The organism is Bradyrhizobium sp. WSM1253, assembly GCF_000244935.1.
Lineage (GTDB): Bacteria > Pseudomonadota > Alphaproteobacteria > Rhizobiales > Xanthobacteraceae > Bradyrhizobium > Bradyrhizobium canariense.
The window spans coordinates 5,249,015-5,262,828 of record NZ_JH600073.1 but is presented as its reverse complement, the minus strand read 5'-3'; the positions used below and the strand labels follow the sequence as shown (position 1 = coordinate 5,262,828).

The window sequence follows — 13,814 nt, the reverse complement described above, 5'->3', positions numbered from 1 at the left end:
GTCGCGGGTCAGAAGCAGGCGGCAAAACCGGTCCTGATCATTTCGAAGAACACCTGGCTGCCATAGTGGAACCAGAGCGCGAGCGCACCGAGCACGACCAGGCTGCCGACGCCGGCACCCGCCAACAGCAGCACGAACGGCATCCGGCCGGCAGTGGGCGAATTGTCCGATACAGGATGGGCGGGGTGCAGTGGTTGAGCCATGACAACGATCGGGGTGAAAACGTGAGTTTCCCGAGCGTTCAGATAAGCTTTGCCCCGCCTGCGGGCAAGGCAGCACCGGCTGGCAAAGAATCCCGTCAGGCCGAGGACGTCAGTGCAAGAGCTGGCCCCGGGCGGATTCGAGCCGATCCGCTTGCGGGAGTGGCGCGCGCGACGGCTTGTTGGCCGAGGCCTGCGCGTCGAGGTAGCAGGGCTTGTACATGGCCTGGAGCTGCCGGCCCTTCAGGAACAGCATATGCGGGGTGAGCCCGCCGCGCTGATTGATCCAGCGCTTCACCTGCGAGGGATACATCGCATAGAGCATCTGGGTCGCTTCGGTATTGGTGACGGCACGGCCGTTGCTGCCGAAATCCCACGCTGCGTGGAAGCCCAATGTCGCGTGCGACGTCACGCAGATGCGGTCGGGCGGGATGGCGCCGAGGACGATGGTGCAGGCAGAGGCGCAGAGACCGTCGATGATGACGGTGTCGCCCGACTGTCGCAGGTCCTGGTATTTGTCGACGTAGGTTCCGATCCGGCCGCCGCGGTCATCCGCGATCCGAACCACCGCGTGAGAAGCGCCCATGCTCGCGATCAGGAGAACCGCCGCAAGCAACCCCGTCAGAAACTTCATTGGCCCCCGCCCCAGTCGAATTCGAATCTGTGTGTCAGGTGGTGATGCCCTGCTAGGGTCCGTCGTAACCGCGGTTTTGTCTAGGCATGCCGGCTCGCTCAAAACAAATTCAAATCCAGTGTTGCGCCGGCGCTGCACTCAGCCGGTCTTTTTCCCGAAGTGGAACAAGTTAACGATGTCTTACGCGCCGTACTCTTGATCTCAGTTGCAACCGCCGGCTTCAATCCGGGCAACTACAGGGAGGAACCTGTGGAGGGGGAACACATGGAGGGGGCAACATATGGCCGAACAGATGGCTGAAGAGACTGACGTCATCGTTGTCGGCGCAGGACTGTCGGGCCTCGTGGCCGCAACCGAGATCGCGGACGCCGGCAAGCGCGTGATCGTGGTCGACCAGGAGGGCGAGCAGTCGCTCGGCGGCCAGGCGTTCTGGTCGTTCGGCGGATTGTTCCTGGTCGATTCGCCGGAGCAGCGCCGGCTCGGCATCAGGGACTCCTTCGACCTTGCGATGCAGGACTGGCTTGGCACCGCCGGCTTCGACCGCGACGAGGATTTCTGGCCTCGGCAATGGGCCGAGGCCTATGTGGCGTTCGCGGCCGGCGAGAAGCGTGCGTGGCTGCGCGCGATGGGCCATCGCATCTTTCCCGTGGTCGGATGGGCCGAGCGCGGCGGCTATGATGCGATGGGCCACGGCAATTCGGTGCCGCGCTTTCATGTCACCTGGGGCACCGGGCCCGGCATCGTCGAGCCGTTCGAGCGCCGCGCGCGCGAGGCCCTCAGGAGCGGCCGGCTGAGCTTCAGGTTCCGCCATCGCGTCGATGCGCTCTCGATCACCAACGGCACGGTGGATGGCGTCAGCGGTGCCATTCTCGCCCCGGATAATGTCGAGCGGGGAAAAAGCTCCTCGCGCAACGTCATCGGCGAGTTTGCGTTGAAGGCGCAAGCCGTGATCGTCGCCTCGGGCGGCATCGGCGGCAATCACGAGCTGGTGCGGCAGAACTGGCCGAAGCGGCTCGGCGCGCCGCCCAAATTCATGATCTCCGGCGTGCCGGAGCATGTCGACGGCCGCATGATCGGCATCACCGAAAAATCAGGCGCGCGGCTGATCAACCGCGACCGCATGTGGCATTATGTCGAAGGCATCCAGAACTGGTCACCGATCTGGCCGCGCCACGGTATCCGCATTCTGCCCGGCCCTTCCTCGATGTGGTTCGACGCCACCGGCACGCGCTTGCCGGCGCCGTTGTTTCCCGGCTCCGACACGCTCGGCCAGCTCCAATACATCATGTCCACCGGCTACGATTATTCCTGGTTCATCCTGACCCAGAGCATCATCAAGAAGGAGTTTGCGCTGTCGGGCTCGGAGCAGAATCCCGACCTCACCGGCAAGAGCTGGCGCATGACAATCAAGCGCGCCACCAACAAGGGCGCACCGGCGCCGGTGGAAGCGTTCAAAAGCCATGGTGTCGACTTCATCGTGCGCGACAAGATCGAGGATCTCGTTGCGGCCATGAACAAGCTGGCCGGCAGCGACCTCCTCAAGCTCGAGCACATCAAGATGCAGATTGAGGCGCGCGACCGTGAGATCGCCAACCCTTACGTCAAGGATGCGCAGGTGATGAACATTCACAATGCGCGGCGTTATATCGGCGACAGGCTGATCCGCACCGCCTCCCCGCACCGCATCCTCGATCCCGCGCAAGGGCCGCTGATCGCGGTCAAGCTCAACATCCTCACCCGCAAGACGCTGGGCGGTTTCGAGACCGACCTCTCTTCGCGCGTGTTCGGCGAGGAGGGCAGCGTCATTCCCGGCCTCTATGCAGCGGGCGAAGCTGCCGGCTTCGGCGGCGGCGGCGTGCACGGCTATCGTTCGCTGGAAGGCACGTTCCTCGGCGGCTGCCTGTTCTCGGGCCGCAATGCAGGCCGGGCCGCGGCGAAAGCCGTGGGCTAGATGATGCGGCGGCGGCTGCGCATCGCGGCGCTTGTTGCGGCATTGGCCGCCGCCCCGGCTGCGTCCGCCGATACGATCGATATCGACGGCGTGAAGCGGTCCTACGCTGTGCAAGTGCCGGCGAAGCGGCTGGTGCCGCTCGTCGTCGTGCTGCACGGCAAGACCCAGCGCGGCGCCGACATGATGACGCGGACGGCGTGGCCGCAGGTCGCAAAGCGCGAAGGGTTTGCGGTGGTCTTTCCTGATGGCCTCAACCACGCATGGGTCGATGCGCGGACCAAGGCGGGACCGGCGCTCCGTGGTCCGCGCGCGGGCACCGACGACGTCGCCTTCATCGCAAAGCTGGTCGAGAAGCTGGTGGCGAACGGCACCGCCGACCCTCGCCGCGTCTATGTCACCGGCATTTCCAATGGCGGCGCCATGGCAATGACGCTCGTCTGCGCCCGCGCCGATCTGTTTGCTGCCGGCGCGAGCGTGAGCATGAATCTCACCGATGAGGCCGCTGTCACGTGCCATCCGTCGCGGCCGCTGCCGATGCTGCTGATGAACGGCACGGCCGATCCGCTGGTCCCCTACGAGGGCGGCCGCGGATCGAGCTATTATGCCGCAGACGGTTTCTGGTCCACCGACGAGACGCTTGCGTTCTGGCGCAAGCTCAACGGCTGCGAGATCGATGATTCCGACATGACCGATCTGCCCGACAGGGCGCCCGCAGACCAGTCGACGGTGACACGAATCTCCTCGCGCTGTCCTGAGGGGCACGAGGTCGTGCTTTATCGGATCAATCAAGGCGGCCATCGCATGCCCGGATTTTCTCCGGATGCCCGCTTCCCGAAGGTCGCAACCAGCTTGCTCGGGACGCAGAACGGCGACATCGACGCAGCCGAGACGATCTGGACGTTCTTCGGCCAGTTTCCTTGAAGTGCAACGCATGCATAGCCGGCGACGCATGCGTGCCTTGCAATGCATGCGTGCCTGGGGTGGCACAGGGCAAGCCGCTGCGCTAGACAGGGCCGCCATTCAAAGGAGACTCCCAATGAGCATTCAGCGTCTTGAAACCGGCCCGCGCATGAGCCAGGTCGTCGTGCACGGCAACACCGTCTATCTCGCCGGTGTCGTCGCCAACAACGCCGCCGGCGAAAGCGTGACGAAGCAGACCCAGGACATCCTGGCGACCATCGACAGCCATCTCGCCAAGGCCGGCACCGACAAGTCGAAACTGCTCTCGGCCACGATCTACATCACCGACATGAAGACGTTTGGCGAGATGAATGCGGTGTGGGACGCCTGGGTCTCGCCCGGCAACACGCCGGCGCGCGCCACCGTCGAAGCCAAGCTCGCGGCAGCACAATACACCGTCGAAATCATGGTCACTGCGGCCAAGTAAGTTCGCGACAAACATTTGCGCGCGCTTGTCGGCGCATGATCCGATCGGGAAACCGCTTCACACTTTCCCGGATCATGCGCATGACCTCCGAGGTAATCGATCAGCGCGCGTGAACCTTCGATAGTCAGGTCAGCCGAACGACACGGCGCCATCGAAGGAGACGACAATGACCGACCCGATCACCATCGCCCGCCGCTATATCGACCTCTGGAACGAACGTGCAGCCGATCGCCGGCGCGAACTGCTGAGCCAGAACTGGACGGCGGATGCGAGCTATGTCGATCCCCTGATGAAGGGCGACGGCCATGACGGCGTCGATGCGCTGATCGCAGGCGTGCAGCAGCGCTTTCCCGATTTCAAGTTCAAGCTGATCGGCGAGCCCAACGGCTACGGCGACCATGTCCGCTTCAGTTGGGGCCTTGGTCCTGATGGCATCGACAGCCCGATCAAGGGGACGGATTTCGCCGTGCTGAAGGACGGCCGCATCAGGAGCATCACGGGATTTCTGGACCAGGTGCCCGCCGGCGCGTGAGCGCGCGCTGATCGTTGCTGCGCCCTCTCCGCTGGTAAGGCAGGGCAATCGCATATGGATTTCACGAGGACCGCGGGCTTGCTCCGCCTCTCCCGCTTGCGGGAGAGGCCGACGCCTCTCCCGCTTGCGGGAGAGGCCGACGCGCCCCGGGCGATGCGCAGCATCGTCCCGCGCGCGGCGGGTGAGGGCTCTCACCACACAGGGACATCCTGCGCAATTCTCAGCAATCCCGACGCGGAGACACCCCCACCCCAGCCCTCCCCCGCAAGCGGGAGAGGGAGCCCACTGCCGATGGGGCCGCATCGTGCACGCGATATGCAATTGCCCTGCCTTGTAAGGAGAGAGGGCGCAGCGGCGCTCATCGCACAAGCGCTAGTTATTCGCGCTCGCGGAATCGTCCATCGCCTTGAAGGCTTCCTCCAACTGCAGCGAGATCGGCACGTTCAGCCGCTCGCCGGTCGGAAGCCGTGCGGTGAACCATTTGTTGTAGAGCGGAACGAGGTCGTGGTTGGAGCCGAGCTTGCGGAAGGTACGGTCGACCACCGCCGCCAGTTGCGGTTCGCCCTTGCGGAACATGATGCCGTAGGGGTCGTAGGACAGGTAATCGCCGGTGACGCGGAACTTGTCCTGCGCCTTGTGGCGCACGATCAGGCTGGACAGCAGGATATCGTCGGTCGCGAACGCATCGGCCTTGCCGTCGACGAGCATCTGGTATGACTGTTCGTGATCGGCACCGACAACGATGGTCAGTCCCAACGAGGACTTCTTGTCGGCCGCCTGGATCGCCTGCTCGTTGGTGGTGCCCTTCGTCACCACGATGGTCTTGCCCTTCAGATCAGTCAGTGACTGGACGCTGGAGGCCTTCGGCACCATCAACTTGGTGCCGGCGACGAACATCAGCGGCGAGAAGGCGACGCGCTTGGCGCGTTCGGCATTGGCCGTGGTCGAGCCGCATTCCAGGTCGATCTTGTTCTGGAGCACGGCGTCGATGCGGTCATCCGAGGTGACCTTGACGTAGGCGATCTTGAGATTGGGATCGTCGACCTCGACGCCGATCTCCTCGACGATCGCCTCGCAGAGCTCGAGGCTGTAGCCGATCGGCCGGTTGGCCTGGTCGAGGAAGGAGAACGGCGGCGAGCTCTCGCGATAGCCGAGCCGCACGGTGTGCGCGGTCTTGATCGCTGACAGCGTCGGGCTAAGCCCTTCGCTGCCACCGGTCTGGGCGGAGGCACCCGTGGCCAGCTGGCACGCTGCCAGCAAGAGGCCGCCCGATATCGCCATTGAAAGGCGCATGATGCACTCCGATCAATGGCTGGCCATCGCGGGCACTTCGCCAGGGATCATGTCCCCCGGCACGGCATCGCCCGCTCCAAGCTCGTGCTCGGGCCCGAGCTCGCCTTCCCACTTGGCCACGACCGAGGTCGCGAGTGTGTTGCCGATCACGTTGGTGGCGCTGCGGCCCATGTCGAGGAATGTATCGATACCCATGATCATCAACAGCCCCGCCTCGGGGATGCCGAATTGCGACAGCGTCGAGGCGATCACCACGAGGGAGGCGCGCGGCACGCCGGCGACGCCCTTCGAGGTGATCATCAGGGTCGCCAGCATCGCGAGCTGCGTGCCGAGCGGCATGTCGATGTGATAGCTCTGCGCGATGAAGATGCTCGCGAAGGTGCAGTACATCATCGTGCCGTCGAGATTGAAGGAATAGCCGAGCGGCAGCACGAAGCTCGAGATCCGCGACGAGGCGCCGAACTTGTTCAGCCCCTCCAGGGTTTTCGGATAGGCCGCTTCAGAGCTCGCAGTGGAGAACGCGATCATCAGCGGCTCGCGGATCAGCTTCAGCAGATGGGCGTAGCGCGGCCCGATCACGATGAAGCCCACGACCACCAGGATGCCCCACAGCAGCGCGAGCGAGAGATAGAAGCCACCCATGAAGACGATGAGCTTCCAGAGCACCAGCAGGCCGTTCTTGGCAACCGTCGCGGTGATGGCGGCCCAGACAGCGAACGGCGCGAACAGCATCACATAGCCCGTCACCTTGAGCATGATATGGCCGATGTCGTCGATCAGCGCCAGGATCGGCTTGGAGCGCTCGGGCATTGAGCCCATCGCCACCGAGAAGAACACGGCGAAGATCACGATCTGCAGGATCTCGTTCTGCGCCATCGCATCCGCGATCGAGGTCGGGATCAGATGGGTCAGGAATTTTTCGATCGAGAAGGCGGAAACCGGCAGGCCCGTCGACTGCGCCTTGTCAGGCAACGTACCGGGGAAGTTCGCGCCGGGCTGGAGCAGATTGACCATCACGAGGCCGAGCATCAGCGAGACGAAAGAGGCGCTGACGAACCAGCCCATGGTCTTGGCGAAGATGCGGCCGAGCTTGGAGCCCGAACCCATATGAGCAATGCCGCCGACCAGGGTCGCAAACACCAGCGGCGCGATGATCATCTTGATCAGGCGCAGGAAGATCACGGCGATCAGGTTGATGGACGAGGCCCAGTCGCCCCGCGTGTCGGGCAGGAAATTGTAGATCGCCGCGCCCATGATGATGCCCAGCACCATCGCCACCAGAATGAATTGCGTAAACCTGTTCGACATTGAACACCCCCGCTACACCGATCGCTTCATGATGTCGCAGATATGACGGCTGCGCAACACGCTTGGCGTGCGACCGTCGGGGCGGATGTTCCCGTTGCGAAACTGGCGCCCGCGATCTAGCCTGCATGCAGCGCACAACGAAAGCGGCTTGCACGTTTTTCTTGCGGCAGCTGCATCAATAATCGTCAACGACCGAGGGGAAACATCATGAGCGGCAGCGTCAATCGTCAGATTCTTCTGGTGGAAAAGCCCAGCGGCAAGCTCGGTCCCGAGCACTTCAAGATGGTCGAGGGTGTGGTGCCTGAGCCGAAGGACGGCGAGGCCTTGCTGCGCGTGCGATACATCTCGCTCGACGCCGCCAACCGCGCCTGGATGCACGGCGCGACCTATCGCTCAGCGGTCGAAGCCAACAGCGTGATGGCCGGCGGCGCCATCGCCGAGGTCATCAGCTCGAAGGCGCCGGGGCTTGCGCCCGGCGACATCGTGTTCGGCGACACCGGCTGGCAGGAGTTGGCGGCAGTGCCCGCCAAACATCTCACCAAGATGCCGAAGCTCGAGCCGATGACGCATCTGCTCAGCGTGTTCGGCATCGCCGGCCTCACAGCCTATTTCGGCCTGCTGGAGATCGGCAAGCCCAAAGAGGGCGAGACGGTCGTAGTCTCCGCGGCCGCGGGCTCGGTCGGCTCGATTGTCGGGCAGATCGCGAAGATCAAGGGATGCCGCGTGGTCGGCATCGCCGGCGGCGCCGACAAGTGCAACTGGCTGACCTCCGAGCTCGGCTTCGATGCCGCCGTCGACTACAAGGACGGCGCGGTGTTCAAGGCGCTGCGCGCGGCGGCTCCGAAGGGCATCGACGTCTATTTCGACAATGTCGGCGGCGACATTCTCGAAGCCTGCCTGCCGCAGATGAACAATTACGGCCGCATCGCGTGCTGCGGCGCGATCTCGCAATATGACGGCGCGCCCTCGGCACACGGCCCGCGCGGCGTGCCCGGCCTGATCGTGGTGAAGCGGCTCGTCATGCAGGGCTTCATCGTGATGGACTACATGAAGGAAAGCCAGCGTGCGCTCGCCGATCTCCAGGCCTGGGTCACGTCCGGCAAACTGAAGGTGCAGGAGGACATCATCGACGGCCTCGAGAACACGCCGAAGGCGCTGATCGGATTGCTGGCGGGCGAGAACCGCGGCAAGCGGATGGTCAAGCTCTGACGACCTAGTTACGTCGCAATTGCAACGCCAATATCTACTTGCGGTAGAGGTCGCGGCGGCCAATGATGTCGCGCGCGGCATCACCCGCGACGATTGTTTGCATCACTTTTGAAAAAATGTCGGCGTTACCGACAGGGCAGGATTCACTCGGATGTTCAACACGTTGAAACATGCATCAGCACGCGGGGCGTTGCTGGCGGCGGCTCTGTTCGCAACTGCAGCAGGCGCATTCGCACAGGCACCGACCGAGGCGCAGAAGAGCGCGATCCGCTCCGCATGCCGCTCGGACTTCATGGCGCACTGTTCGAGCGTCACGCCCGGCGGCGTGGAAGCCTATCAATGCCTGCAGAAGAACATGTCCAGCTTGTCATCGGGATGCCAAACCGCGGTTCGCGCGGTCGAGCCTGCTGCGGCGCCGAAGACCGAAGCCGCGCCGAAGACCGAGGCTGCACCCAAGGAGGCCGCACCCAAGGCGGAGGCCGCGCCTGCCGCGCCGAAGGCTGAAACCGCTCCCGCCGCAAAGCCGGCTGCGGCGGCCGCGCCCAAGGCTGCTGCAGCCGCCGCTGCAGCCAAACAGCCGAGCAGCGCGCAGGTCGCTGCCGTCAAGAGCGCGTGCCGCGCCGATTATCCCACGGTGTGCGCCAGCGTGCCACCGGGCGGCGCGCCTGCGCTCGAATGCCTGGAGAAGAACAAGGCAAAGGTTTCGCCGGCCTGCGAGAAGGCCGTGAGCGCCGCGGCCGGCGGTGGCGCGGCAGCAACGGCGGCACCTGCGGGCGCAGCTCCTGCGGCAGCTGCACCGGCAGCCGCGCCCGCCGTGATCGTGCTGCGCCCGCTGCGGCCACGCGAAGAGCTGTTCATCGTCCAGTCCGCATGTCGCGAGGATGTCCGCACGCTGTGCGGCAGCGTGGCGCCAGGTGGCGGTCGGATCATCCAATGCATTGCCAGCAACGCCGCGTCGCTGTCGCCCGCCTGCAAGGACGTGCTGGCGCCGTTCGCTGCGCGCTAGAGAAGCGTGCCATCCGGTGGTCCGCTTTACCAGGGGTGCTGGTGGACGGGGTCTACGTGAAGCGCTGCGTCTGACGGGGCGGATGGCCAAGCCGCCACGGTTTGGCTATGCTTCGCAAGGTCACTGCTCCGGACACGCGCCAAACGCGCGTCCGGACGTGAGCTTCGGCGTGCCGCGCGCCTTGCCGATAATTCCGCTGGCGCGGGCGACCCGAGCACATTAGTCTACCCCTAGATAGTAAGTATACTGTCAATCAGGGAGGACAGACGTTGCGGATCGCCGTGATCGGCGGGGGGCCCGGTGGGCTCTACTTCGCCTATCTCTGGAAGAAGCGTCACCCCGAGGATCAAGTCGACCTGTTCGAACAGAACCCGGCCGACGCGACCTGGGGCTTTGGCGTGGTGTTTTCTGACCAGGCGCTGGAATTCCTGCGCGCCGACGACCCCGAGACGGTCGACGCGATCGCGCCGCATATGGAGAGCTGGGAGAACATCACCCTGAACCTGAGCGGCGACAGCGTCGCCATCGACGGCGTCGGCTTCTCCTCGATCGGCCGGCTCGAGCTGTTGCGGTTCCTGCAGCAGCGCGCACTCGATGTCGGCGTCACCCCGCGCTTCGACACGCCAATTCATGCGATTGACCAGCTCAACGGCCACGATCTGATCGTCGCTGCCGACGGGCTGAACTCGCTGGTGCGCCGCGCCTTCGAGGGCGATTTCGGCACCTCGCTGTCCTACTCCTCCAACAAGTTCGTCTGGTACGGCACCTCGAAGCGCTTCGACACGCTGTCGCAGACCTTCGTGAAGACCGACCGCGGCGCCTTCAACGCCCACCACTACCGCTACTCACCGACCATGAGCACGTTCCTGGTCGAATGCGATCACGCGACCTGGCAGGCCTACGGTTTCGCCTACAAGGACGTGGAGCAGTCCAAGGGTGTCTGCGAGGAGGTGTTCGCCGACACGCTTGGCGGCCGCTCGCTGGTCTCCAACAAATCGGTCTGGCGCAACTTCCCCTGGGTCTGGAACGAGCACTGGTCGTTCAAGAACATGGTGTTGCTCGGCGACGCGCTGCATTCGGCGCATTTCTCGATCGGCTCGGGCACGCGGCTCGCGATCGAGGACGCCATTGCGCTGGTCAAGGCGCTGGAATCGGATGCGCACCTGTCCACTGCCCTGCATCGCTACCAGGCCGCGCGAAAGCCGGTGGTGCAGAAGCTCGTCAACGCCGCGCGGACCAGCGCTTTCTGGTACGAGCACTTTGCTCAGCACATGCAGCAGGGCCTGATGGACTTTGCCTACAGCTACATCACCCGTTCGGGCCGCATCGACGACTCCCGCCTGCGCGCGATGTCGCCGGCCTTCATGGCGCGCTACGAAGCCGCCAAGAACGGTGGGGACGAGGCATGAGCGGGCAGATTAACGATCAGGTGCCCGCCGACTGCGCGGGCGCGCGCGAGATCGGCTTTTCCGTTCCGCAGGTCTACAATGCCAGCCGCGTTCTATTCGACAATCTCGCAAGAGGATGCGGCGACAAGCTCGCACTCATTGGCCCCGCGGGGACGCGCAGCTACGCGGAGCTCTGCGCGGAAGCCTGCCGCTGGGGCAACGGCTTTGCCTCGCTCGGCCTCAAGCGCGGCGACCGCGTACTGCTGTTCCTCGACGATACCCCGGCTCATCCGGCCGCGTTCTTCGGCGCGGTACGTGCCGGCTTCGTGCCGCTGCTCATCAACACGCTGACGCCGCCGGATCTGCTGCAATTCTATCTCGCCGATTCCGGCGCTTCTGTTGCGGTGGCGGATGCCGAGTTCTGTGCACGATTCAACGCCGAGGCCTGCAAGGACACGGGCCTGCAGACGCTGATCGTCGTCAATGGCGCGGTGGGCGATCACGCCGCACCGAACGCCGTCTCTGCCGCCGGCTGGCTCCCGCAATTTCCGGCCGAACTCGCGGAAGCCGACACGCATCGCAACGAGATGGCGTTCTGGATGTACTCGTCCGGATCGACCGGCCGGCCCAAGGGCATCGTGCATCTCCAGCACGACATGGCCTATAGTGAGGCCGCCTTTGCGCAGAACGTCTTGAAGCTGACGCCGGATGACATCTGCTTCTCGGTGCCGAAAATCTTCTTCGCCTATGGCTTTGGCAACGCGATCACCTTCCCGTTCTCGGCGGGCGCGACGACGCTGCTGTTGCCGGGCCAGCCCAAGCCCGCGGCGATCTTTTCGGCGATCGAGCAGTACAAGCCGACGGTCTTCTTCGGCCTGCCGACGCTCTATACATCGCTGACCAAGGCCGAGGGGGCCGACAAGACCGACTTCTCGTCGCTGCGCATGGCGCTCTCGGCCGCCGAGGTGCTCTCGGCCGACGTCTTCAACGGCTGGAAGACGCTCACCGGTCTCGAGATCGTCGAAGGCCTCGGCTCGACCGAGGTGCTGCACATCTATCTCTCCAACCGTCCCGAGCGGAAGAAGCTTGGCGCCGCCGGCCTGCGCGTGCCCGGCTACGAGGTCGCGCTGCGCGACAAGGACGGCCGCGATGTCGCCGACGACGAGGAAGGCATCTTGTGGGTGCGCGGCGATTCCAACACGCCGCTATACTGGAACCGGCCGGACAAATCCGCCGAGACCATCCGCGAAGGCGGCTGGATCTACACCGGCGACCGCTTCGTCCGCGATGCCGACGGCTTTCACTTCTTCCGCGGCCGCGCCGACGATCTCATCAAGATCTCCGGCCAGTGGGTCTACCCGCTCGAGGTCGAGCTGTGCCTCGCCGACCACCCGGACATCCGCGAATGCGCGGTGTTCGCCGCCGAGCTGCCGGACCGGCGCATGACGCTGAAGGCGGTCGTGGTGATGAACAGCCGCGCGGCGGATCAAAGCGAAGCGACCCGCAGGCTGCAGGATTACGTGAAGGGCAAGCTGCTTCCGTACAAATATCCGCGCGAGGTGATCTTCATCGACGAGCTGCCGAAGACCGGCACGGGGAAGATCGACCGGCAAGCGCTGTTGCGGATGTGAGCCTCCGCTGTCATCGCCCGCGAAGGCGGGCGATCCAGTACTCCGAGACGGCGAGTTATGCAGAGAAGCTGCGGCGTACTGGATTCCCCGCCTTCGCGGGGAATGACAACCAGGATTAAGGCGCCTTCCCCAGATGCTCCAGCGCGTCCTCCGCCCGGAGCGGCACCCGCGACGCCTCGTTGTTGAGATCGACGAGCTGCGCCAGGAGCCCCATCAGTGCCTTGCGGTCCGCCGGCTTGAGCGGCTCCAGCATCCGCATCTGGGCGCGTTCGACGGCGGGAATGATGTCACGCAGGATCGCCGCGCCTGATTTGGTCAAATAGAGCAGCTTGATCCGCTTGTCTTCCGGCGCCGGCCTGCGCTCGACGAAATCCTTGGCCTGAAGCCGCTCGATCACGCTGCCGAGCGTGGAGCGGTCGAAGGCGATCACCGCGGACAGTCGCGTCGCGTCGATGCCGGGGTGGGTGTGGATCGCGATCAGCGCCGCGTATTGCACCGGCGTGAGGTCGAACGCCTTGCACTCCTCCATGAAGATCGAGACCGCGATCTGCTGCATGCGCCGGAACAGATAGCCCGGCGCGGCATAGACTGCGTCTATCGTGATCGGAGGCGGCTTACTCGGCATCGGGCTGGTTCTCCGGCGCGGCGTTGACGAACGCCGGCAGCGCCTTGGCCGCGGCTTCCGCCTTAAGCAGGCGCGGATAGGCCGAGACGTCGACGCCGAAGCGGCGCGCATTGGCGAGCTGCGGCACCAGGCAGAGATCGGCGAGCGTCGGCGCATCCCCGAAGCAGAACGGGCCCGGCTCGGCCCTGATCAGCGTCTCGCAGGCCGCGAGGCCCTCGCGGTTGACCCAGGCCGCCCAGTCCTGAACCTTCTCCTCGGCAAGGCCAAGCTCGCGCAGCCGCGCCAGCACCTTCAGATTCTGTACGGGGTGAGTGTCGCAGGCGATCGCCAGCGCAAACGCCCTCACCTTGGCGCGCTGCAACGCATCCCCCGGCAACAGCGGCGGGTTGGGATGGGTCTCGTCGAGCCATTCGATGATGGCGACCGACTGGGTCAGCACTGCGCCCGCATCGTTCTCGAGCGCGGGCACCAGGCCCTGCGGATTGATGGCGAGATAGGCCGGCGCGCATTGCTCGCCCTTACGAAGGTGATGCGGCAGGTGCTCAGCACCGAGACCCTTCAGGTTCAGTGCGATCCGTACCCGGTAGGCGGCGCTGGAGCGGAAATAGCCGTGCAGCTTCATCGGAACCCTCCCGTTTCGTTCTTGTTCG

14 protein-coding genes are annotated in these 13,814 nt (G+C 64.7%); 8 read left to right on the top strand and 6 right to left on the bottom strand.

The features are described from left to right. Positions 1–8: 8 nt before the first annotated feature. Together BRA1253DRAFT_RS26280 and BRA1253DRAFT_RS26275 are read right to left on the bottom strand one after the other, a co-directional pair. Complete coding sequence (locus BRA1253DRAFT_RS26280; RefSeq protein WP_007599363.1) at positions 9–203, bottom strand: hypothetical protein; 195 nt, start codon at positions 201–203, stop codon at positions 9–11. 109 nt (positions 204–312) lie between these two features. Then, positions 313–834 (bottom strand): hypothetical protein, encoded by a 522-nt coding sequence (locus BRA1253DRAFT_RS26275; protein ID WP_007599362.1) that lies wholly within the window; start codon positions 832–834, stop codon positions 313–315. A gap of 292 nt (positions 835–1,126) precedes the next feature. Here BRA1253DRAFT_RS26275 and BRA1253DRAFT_RS26270 point away from each other — a divergent pair, with 292 nt between their 5' ends. From BRA1253DRAFT_RS26270 to BRA1253DRAFT_RS26255, 4 genes are all read left to right on the top strand, one after another. Continuing rightward, entirely contained in the window at positions 1,127–2,785 is a 1,659-nt protein-coding gene (locus BRA1253DRAFT_RS26270) for an FAD-binding dehydrogenase (protein ID WP_035995413.1), read from the top strand. Then, on the top strand, positions 2,786–3,706 hold the full coding sequence (locus tag BRA1253DRAFT_RS26265; protein ID WP_035993968.1) for a PHB depolymerase family esterase: 921 nt from the start codon (positions 2,786–2,788) through the stop codon (positions 3,704–3,706). A gap of 115 nt (positions 3,707–3,821) precedes the next feature. Continuing rightward, entirely contained in the window at positions 3,822–4,172 is a 351-nt protein-coding gene (locus tag BRA1253DRAFT_RS26260) for a RidA family protein (RefSeq protein WP_007599359.1), read from the top strand. Between the two features lie 166 nt (positions 4,173–4,338). Then, the gene (locus tag BRA1253DRAFT_RS26255) at positions 4,339–4,704 is read left to right on the top strand and encodes a nuclear transport factor 2 family protein (protein ID WP_007599358.1); all 366 of its coding nucleotides are present in this window, start codon (positions 4,339–4,341) and stop codon (positions 4,702–4,704) included. 372 nt (positions 4,705–5,076) lie between these two features. On the opposite strand, the gene BRA1253DRAFT_RS26250 is transcribed toward BRA1253DRAFT_RS26255, so the two are convergent. Beyond that, entirely contained in the window at positions 5,077–5,997 is a 921-nt protein-coding gene (locus BRA1253DRAFT_RS26250; RefSeq protein ID WP_007599357.1) for an amino acid ABC transporter substrate-binding protein, read from the bottom strand. Between the two features lie 12 nt (positions 5,998–6,009). Further along, positions 6,010–7,305: a dicarboxylate/amino acid:cation symporter gene (locus tag BRA1253DRAFT_RS26245; protein WP_007599356.1), complete on the bottom strand. Its 1,296-nt coding sequence runs from the start codon at positions 7,303–7,305 to the stop codon at positions 6,010–6,012. A 207-nt stretch (positions 7,306–7,512) separates the two neighbouring features. Here BRA1253DRAFT_RS26245 and BRA1253DRAFT_RS26240 point away from each other — a divergent pair, with 207 nt between their 5' ends. The 4 genes from BRA1253DRAFT_RS26240 to BRA1253DRAFT_RS26225 all read left to right on the top strand — a co-directional run bounded on the left by BRA1253DRAFT_RS26240 (position 7,513) and on the right by BRA1253DRAFT_RS26225 (position 12,539). Continuing rightward, positions 7,513–8,514, top strand: coding sequence for an NADP-dependent oxidoreductase (locus BRA1253DRAFT_RS26240; RefSeq protein WP_007599355.1), 1,002 nt, complete (start codon positions 7,513–7,515; stop codon positions 8,512–8,514). A gap of 151 nt (positions 8,515–8,665) precedes the next feature. After that, positions 8,666–9,520: a cysteine rich repeat-containing protein gene (locus BRA1253DRAFT_RS26235; RefSeq protein ID WP_007599354.1), complete on the top strand. Its 855-nt coding sequence runs from the start codon at positions 8,666–8,668 to the stop codon at positions 9,518–9,520. Between the two features lie 269 nt (positions 9,521–9,789). After that, complete coding sequence (locus tag BRA1253DRAFT_RS26230; RefSeq protein WP_007599353.1) at positions 9,790–10,929, top strand: FAD-dependent monooxygenase; 1,140 nt, start codon at positions 9,790–9,792, stop codon at positions 10,927–10,929. Beyond that, a complete protein-coding gene (locus BRA1253DRAFT_RS26225; protein WP_007599352.1) occupies positions 10,926–12,539 on the top strand; it encodes a benzoate-CoA ligase family protein in 1,614 nt (537 codons plus the stop codon). The genes BRA1253DRAFT_RS26230 and BRA1253DRAFT_RS26225 overlap by 4 nt, the downstream gene beginning before the upstream one ends. Before the next feature lie 115 nt (positions 12,540–12,654). Here the strand turns inward: BRA1253DRAFT_RS26225 and BRA1253DRAFT_RS26220 are convergent, their stop codons facing one another. Continuing rightward, positions 12,655–13,164 carry a MarR family winged helix-turn-helix transcriptional regulator gene (locus BRA1253DRAFT_RS26220; RefSeq protein WP_007599351.1) on the bottom strand — a complete coding sequence of 170 codons (510 nt, stop codon included), beginning with the start codon at positions 13,162–13,164 and terminating at the stop codon, positions 12,655–12,657. Beyond that, positions 13,154–13,786: a maleylacetoacetate isomerase gene (gene maiA, locus BRA1253DRAFT_RS26215; protein ID WP_007599350.1), complete on the bottom strand. Its 633-nt coding sequence runs from the start codon at positions 13,784–13,786 to the stop codon at positions 13,154–13,156. Before maiA ends, BRA1253DRAFT_RS26220 begins: the two co-directional genes overlap by 11 nt. Between the last annotated feature and the right edge of the window lie 28 nt (positions 13,787–13,814).

Excerpts from the sequence above, each read along its gene's own strand:
- BRA1253DRAFT_RS26275 (WP_007599362.1), bottom strand. The coding sequence starts at position 834 with ATGAAGTTTCTGACGGGGTTGCTTGCGGCGGTTCTCCTGATCGCGAGC.
- BRA1253DRAFT_RS26245 (WP_007599356.1), bottom strand. The coding sequence starts at position 7,305 with ATGTCGAACAGGTTTACGCAATTCATTCTGGTGGCGATGGTGCTGGGC.
- BRA1253DRAFT_RS26235 (WP_007599354.1), top strand. The coding sequence starts at position 8,666 with ATGTTCAACACGTTGAAACATGCATCAGCACGCGGGGCGTTGCTGGCG.
- BRA1253DRAFT_RS26270 (WP_035995413.1), top strand. The coding sequence starts at position 1,127 with ATGGCTGAAGAGACTGACGTCATCGTTGTCGGCGCAGGACTGTCGGGC.
- BRA1253DRAFT_RS26240 (WP_007599355.1), top strand. The coding sequence starts at position 7,513 with ATGAGCGGCAGCGTCAATCGTCAGATTCTTCTGGTGGAAAAGCCCAGC.
- BRA1253DRAFT_RS26250 (WP_007599357.1), bottom strand. The coding sequence starts at position 5,997 with ATGCGCCTTTCAATGGCGATATCGGGCGGCCTCTTGCTGGCAGCGTGC.
- BRA1253DRAFT_RS26265 (WP_035993968.1), top strand. The coding sequence starts at position 2,786 with ATGATGCGGCGGCGGCTGCGCATCGCGGCGCTTGTTGCGGCATTGGCC.
- BRA1253DRAFT_RS26280 (WP_007599363.1), bottom strand. The coding sequence starts at position 203 with ATGGCTCAACCACTGCACCCCGCCCATCCTGTATCGGACAATTCGCCC.
- maiA (WP_007599350.1), bottom strand. The coding sequence starts at position 13,786 with ATGAAGCTGCACGGCTATTTCCGCTCCAGCGCCGCCTACCGGGTACGG.
- BRA1253DRAFT_RS26260 (WP_007599359.1), top strand. The coding sequence starts at position 3,822 with ATGAGCATTCAGCGTCTTGAAACCGGCCCGCGCATGAGCCAGGTCGTC.
- BRA1253DRAFT_RS26225 (WP_007599352.1), top strand. The coding sequence starts at position 10,926 with ATGAGCGGGCAGATTAACGATCAGGTGCCCGCCGACTGCGCGGGCGCG.
- BRA1253DRAFT_RS26220 (WP_007599351.1), bottom strand. The coding sequence starts at position 13,164 with ATGCCGAGTAAGCCGCCTCCGATCACGATAGACGCAGTCTATGCCGCG.
- BRA1253DRAFT_RS26255 (WP_007599358.1), top strand. The coding sequence starts at position 4,339 with ATGACCGACCCGATCACCATCGCCCGCCGCTATATCGACCTCTGGAAC.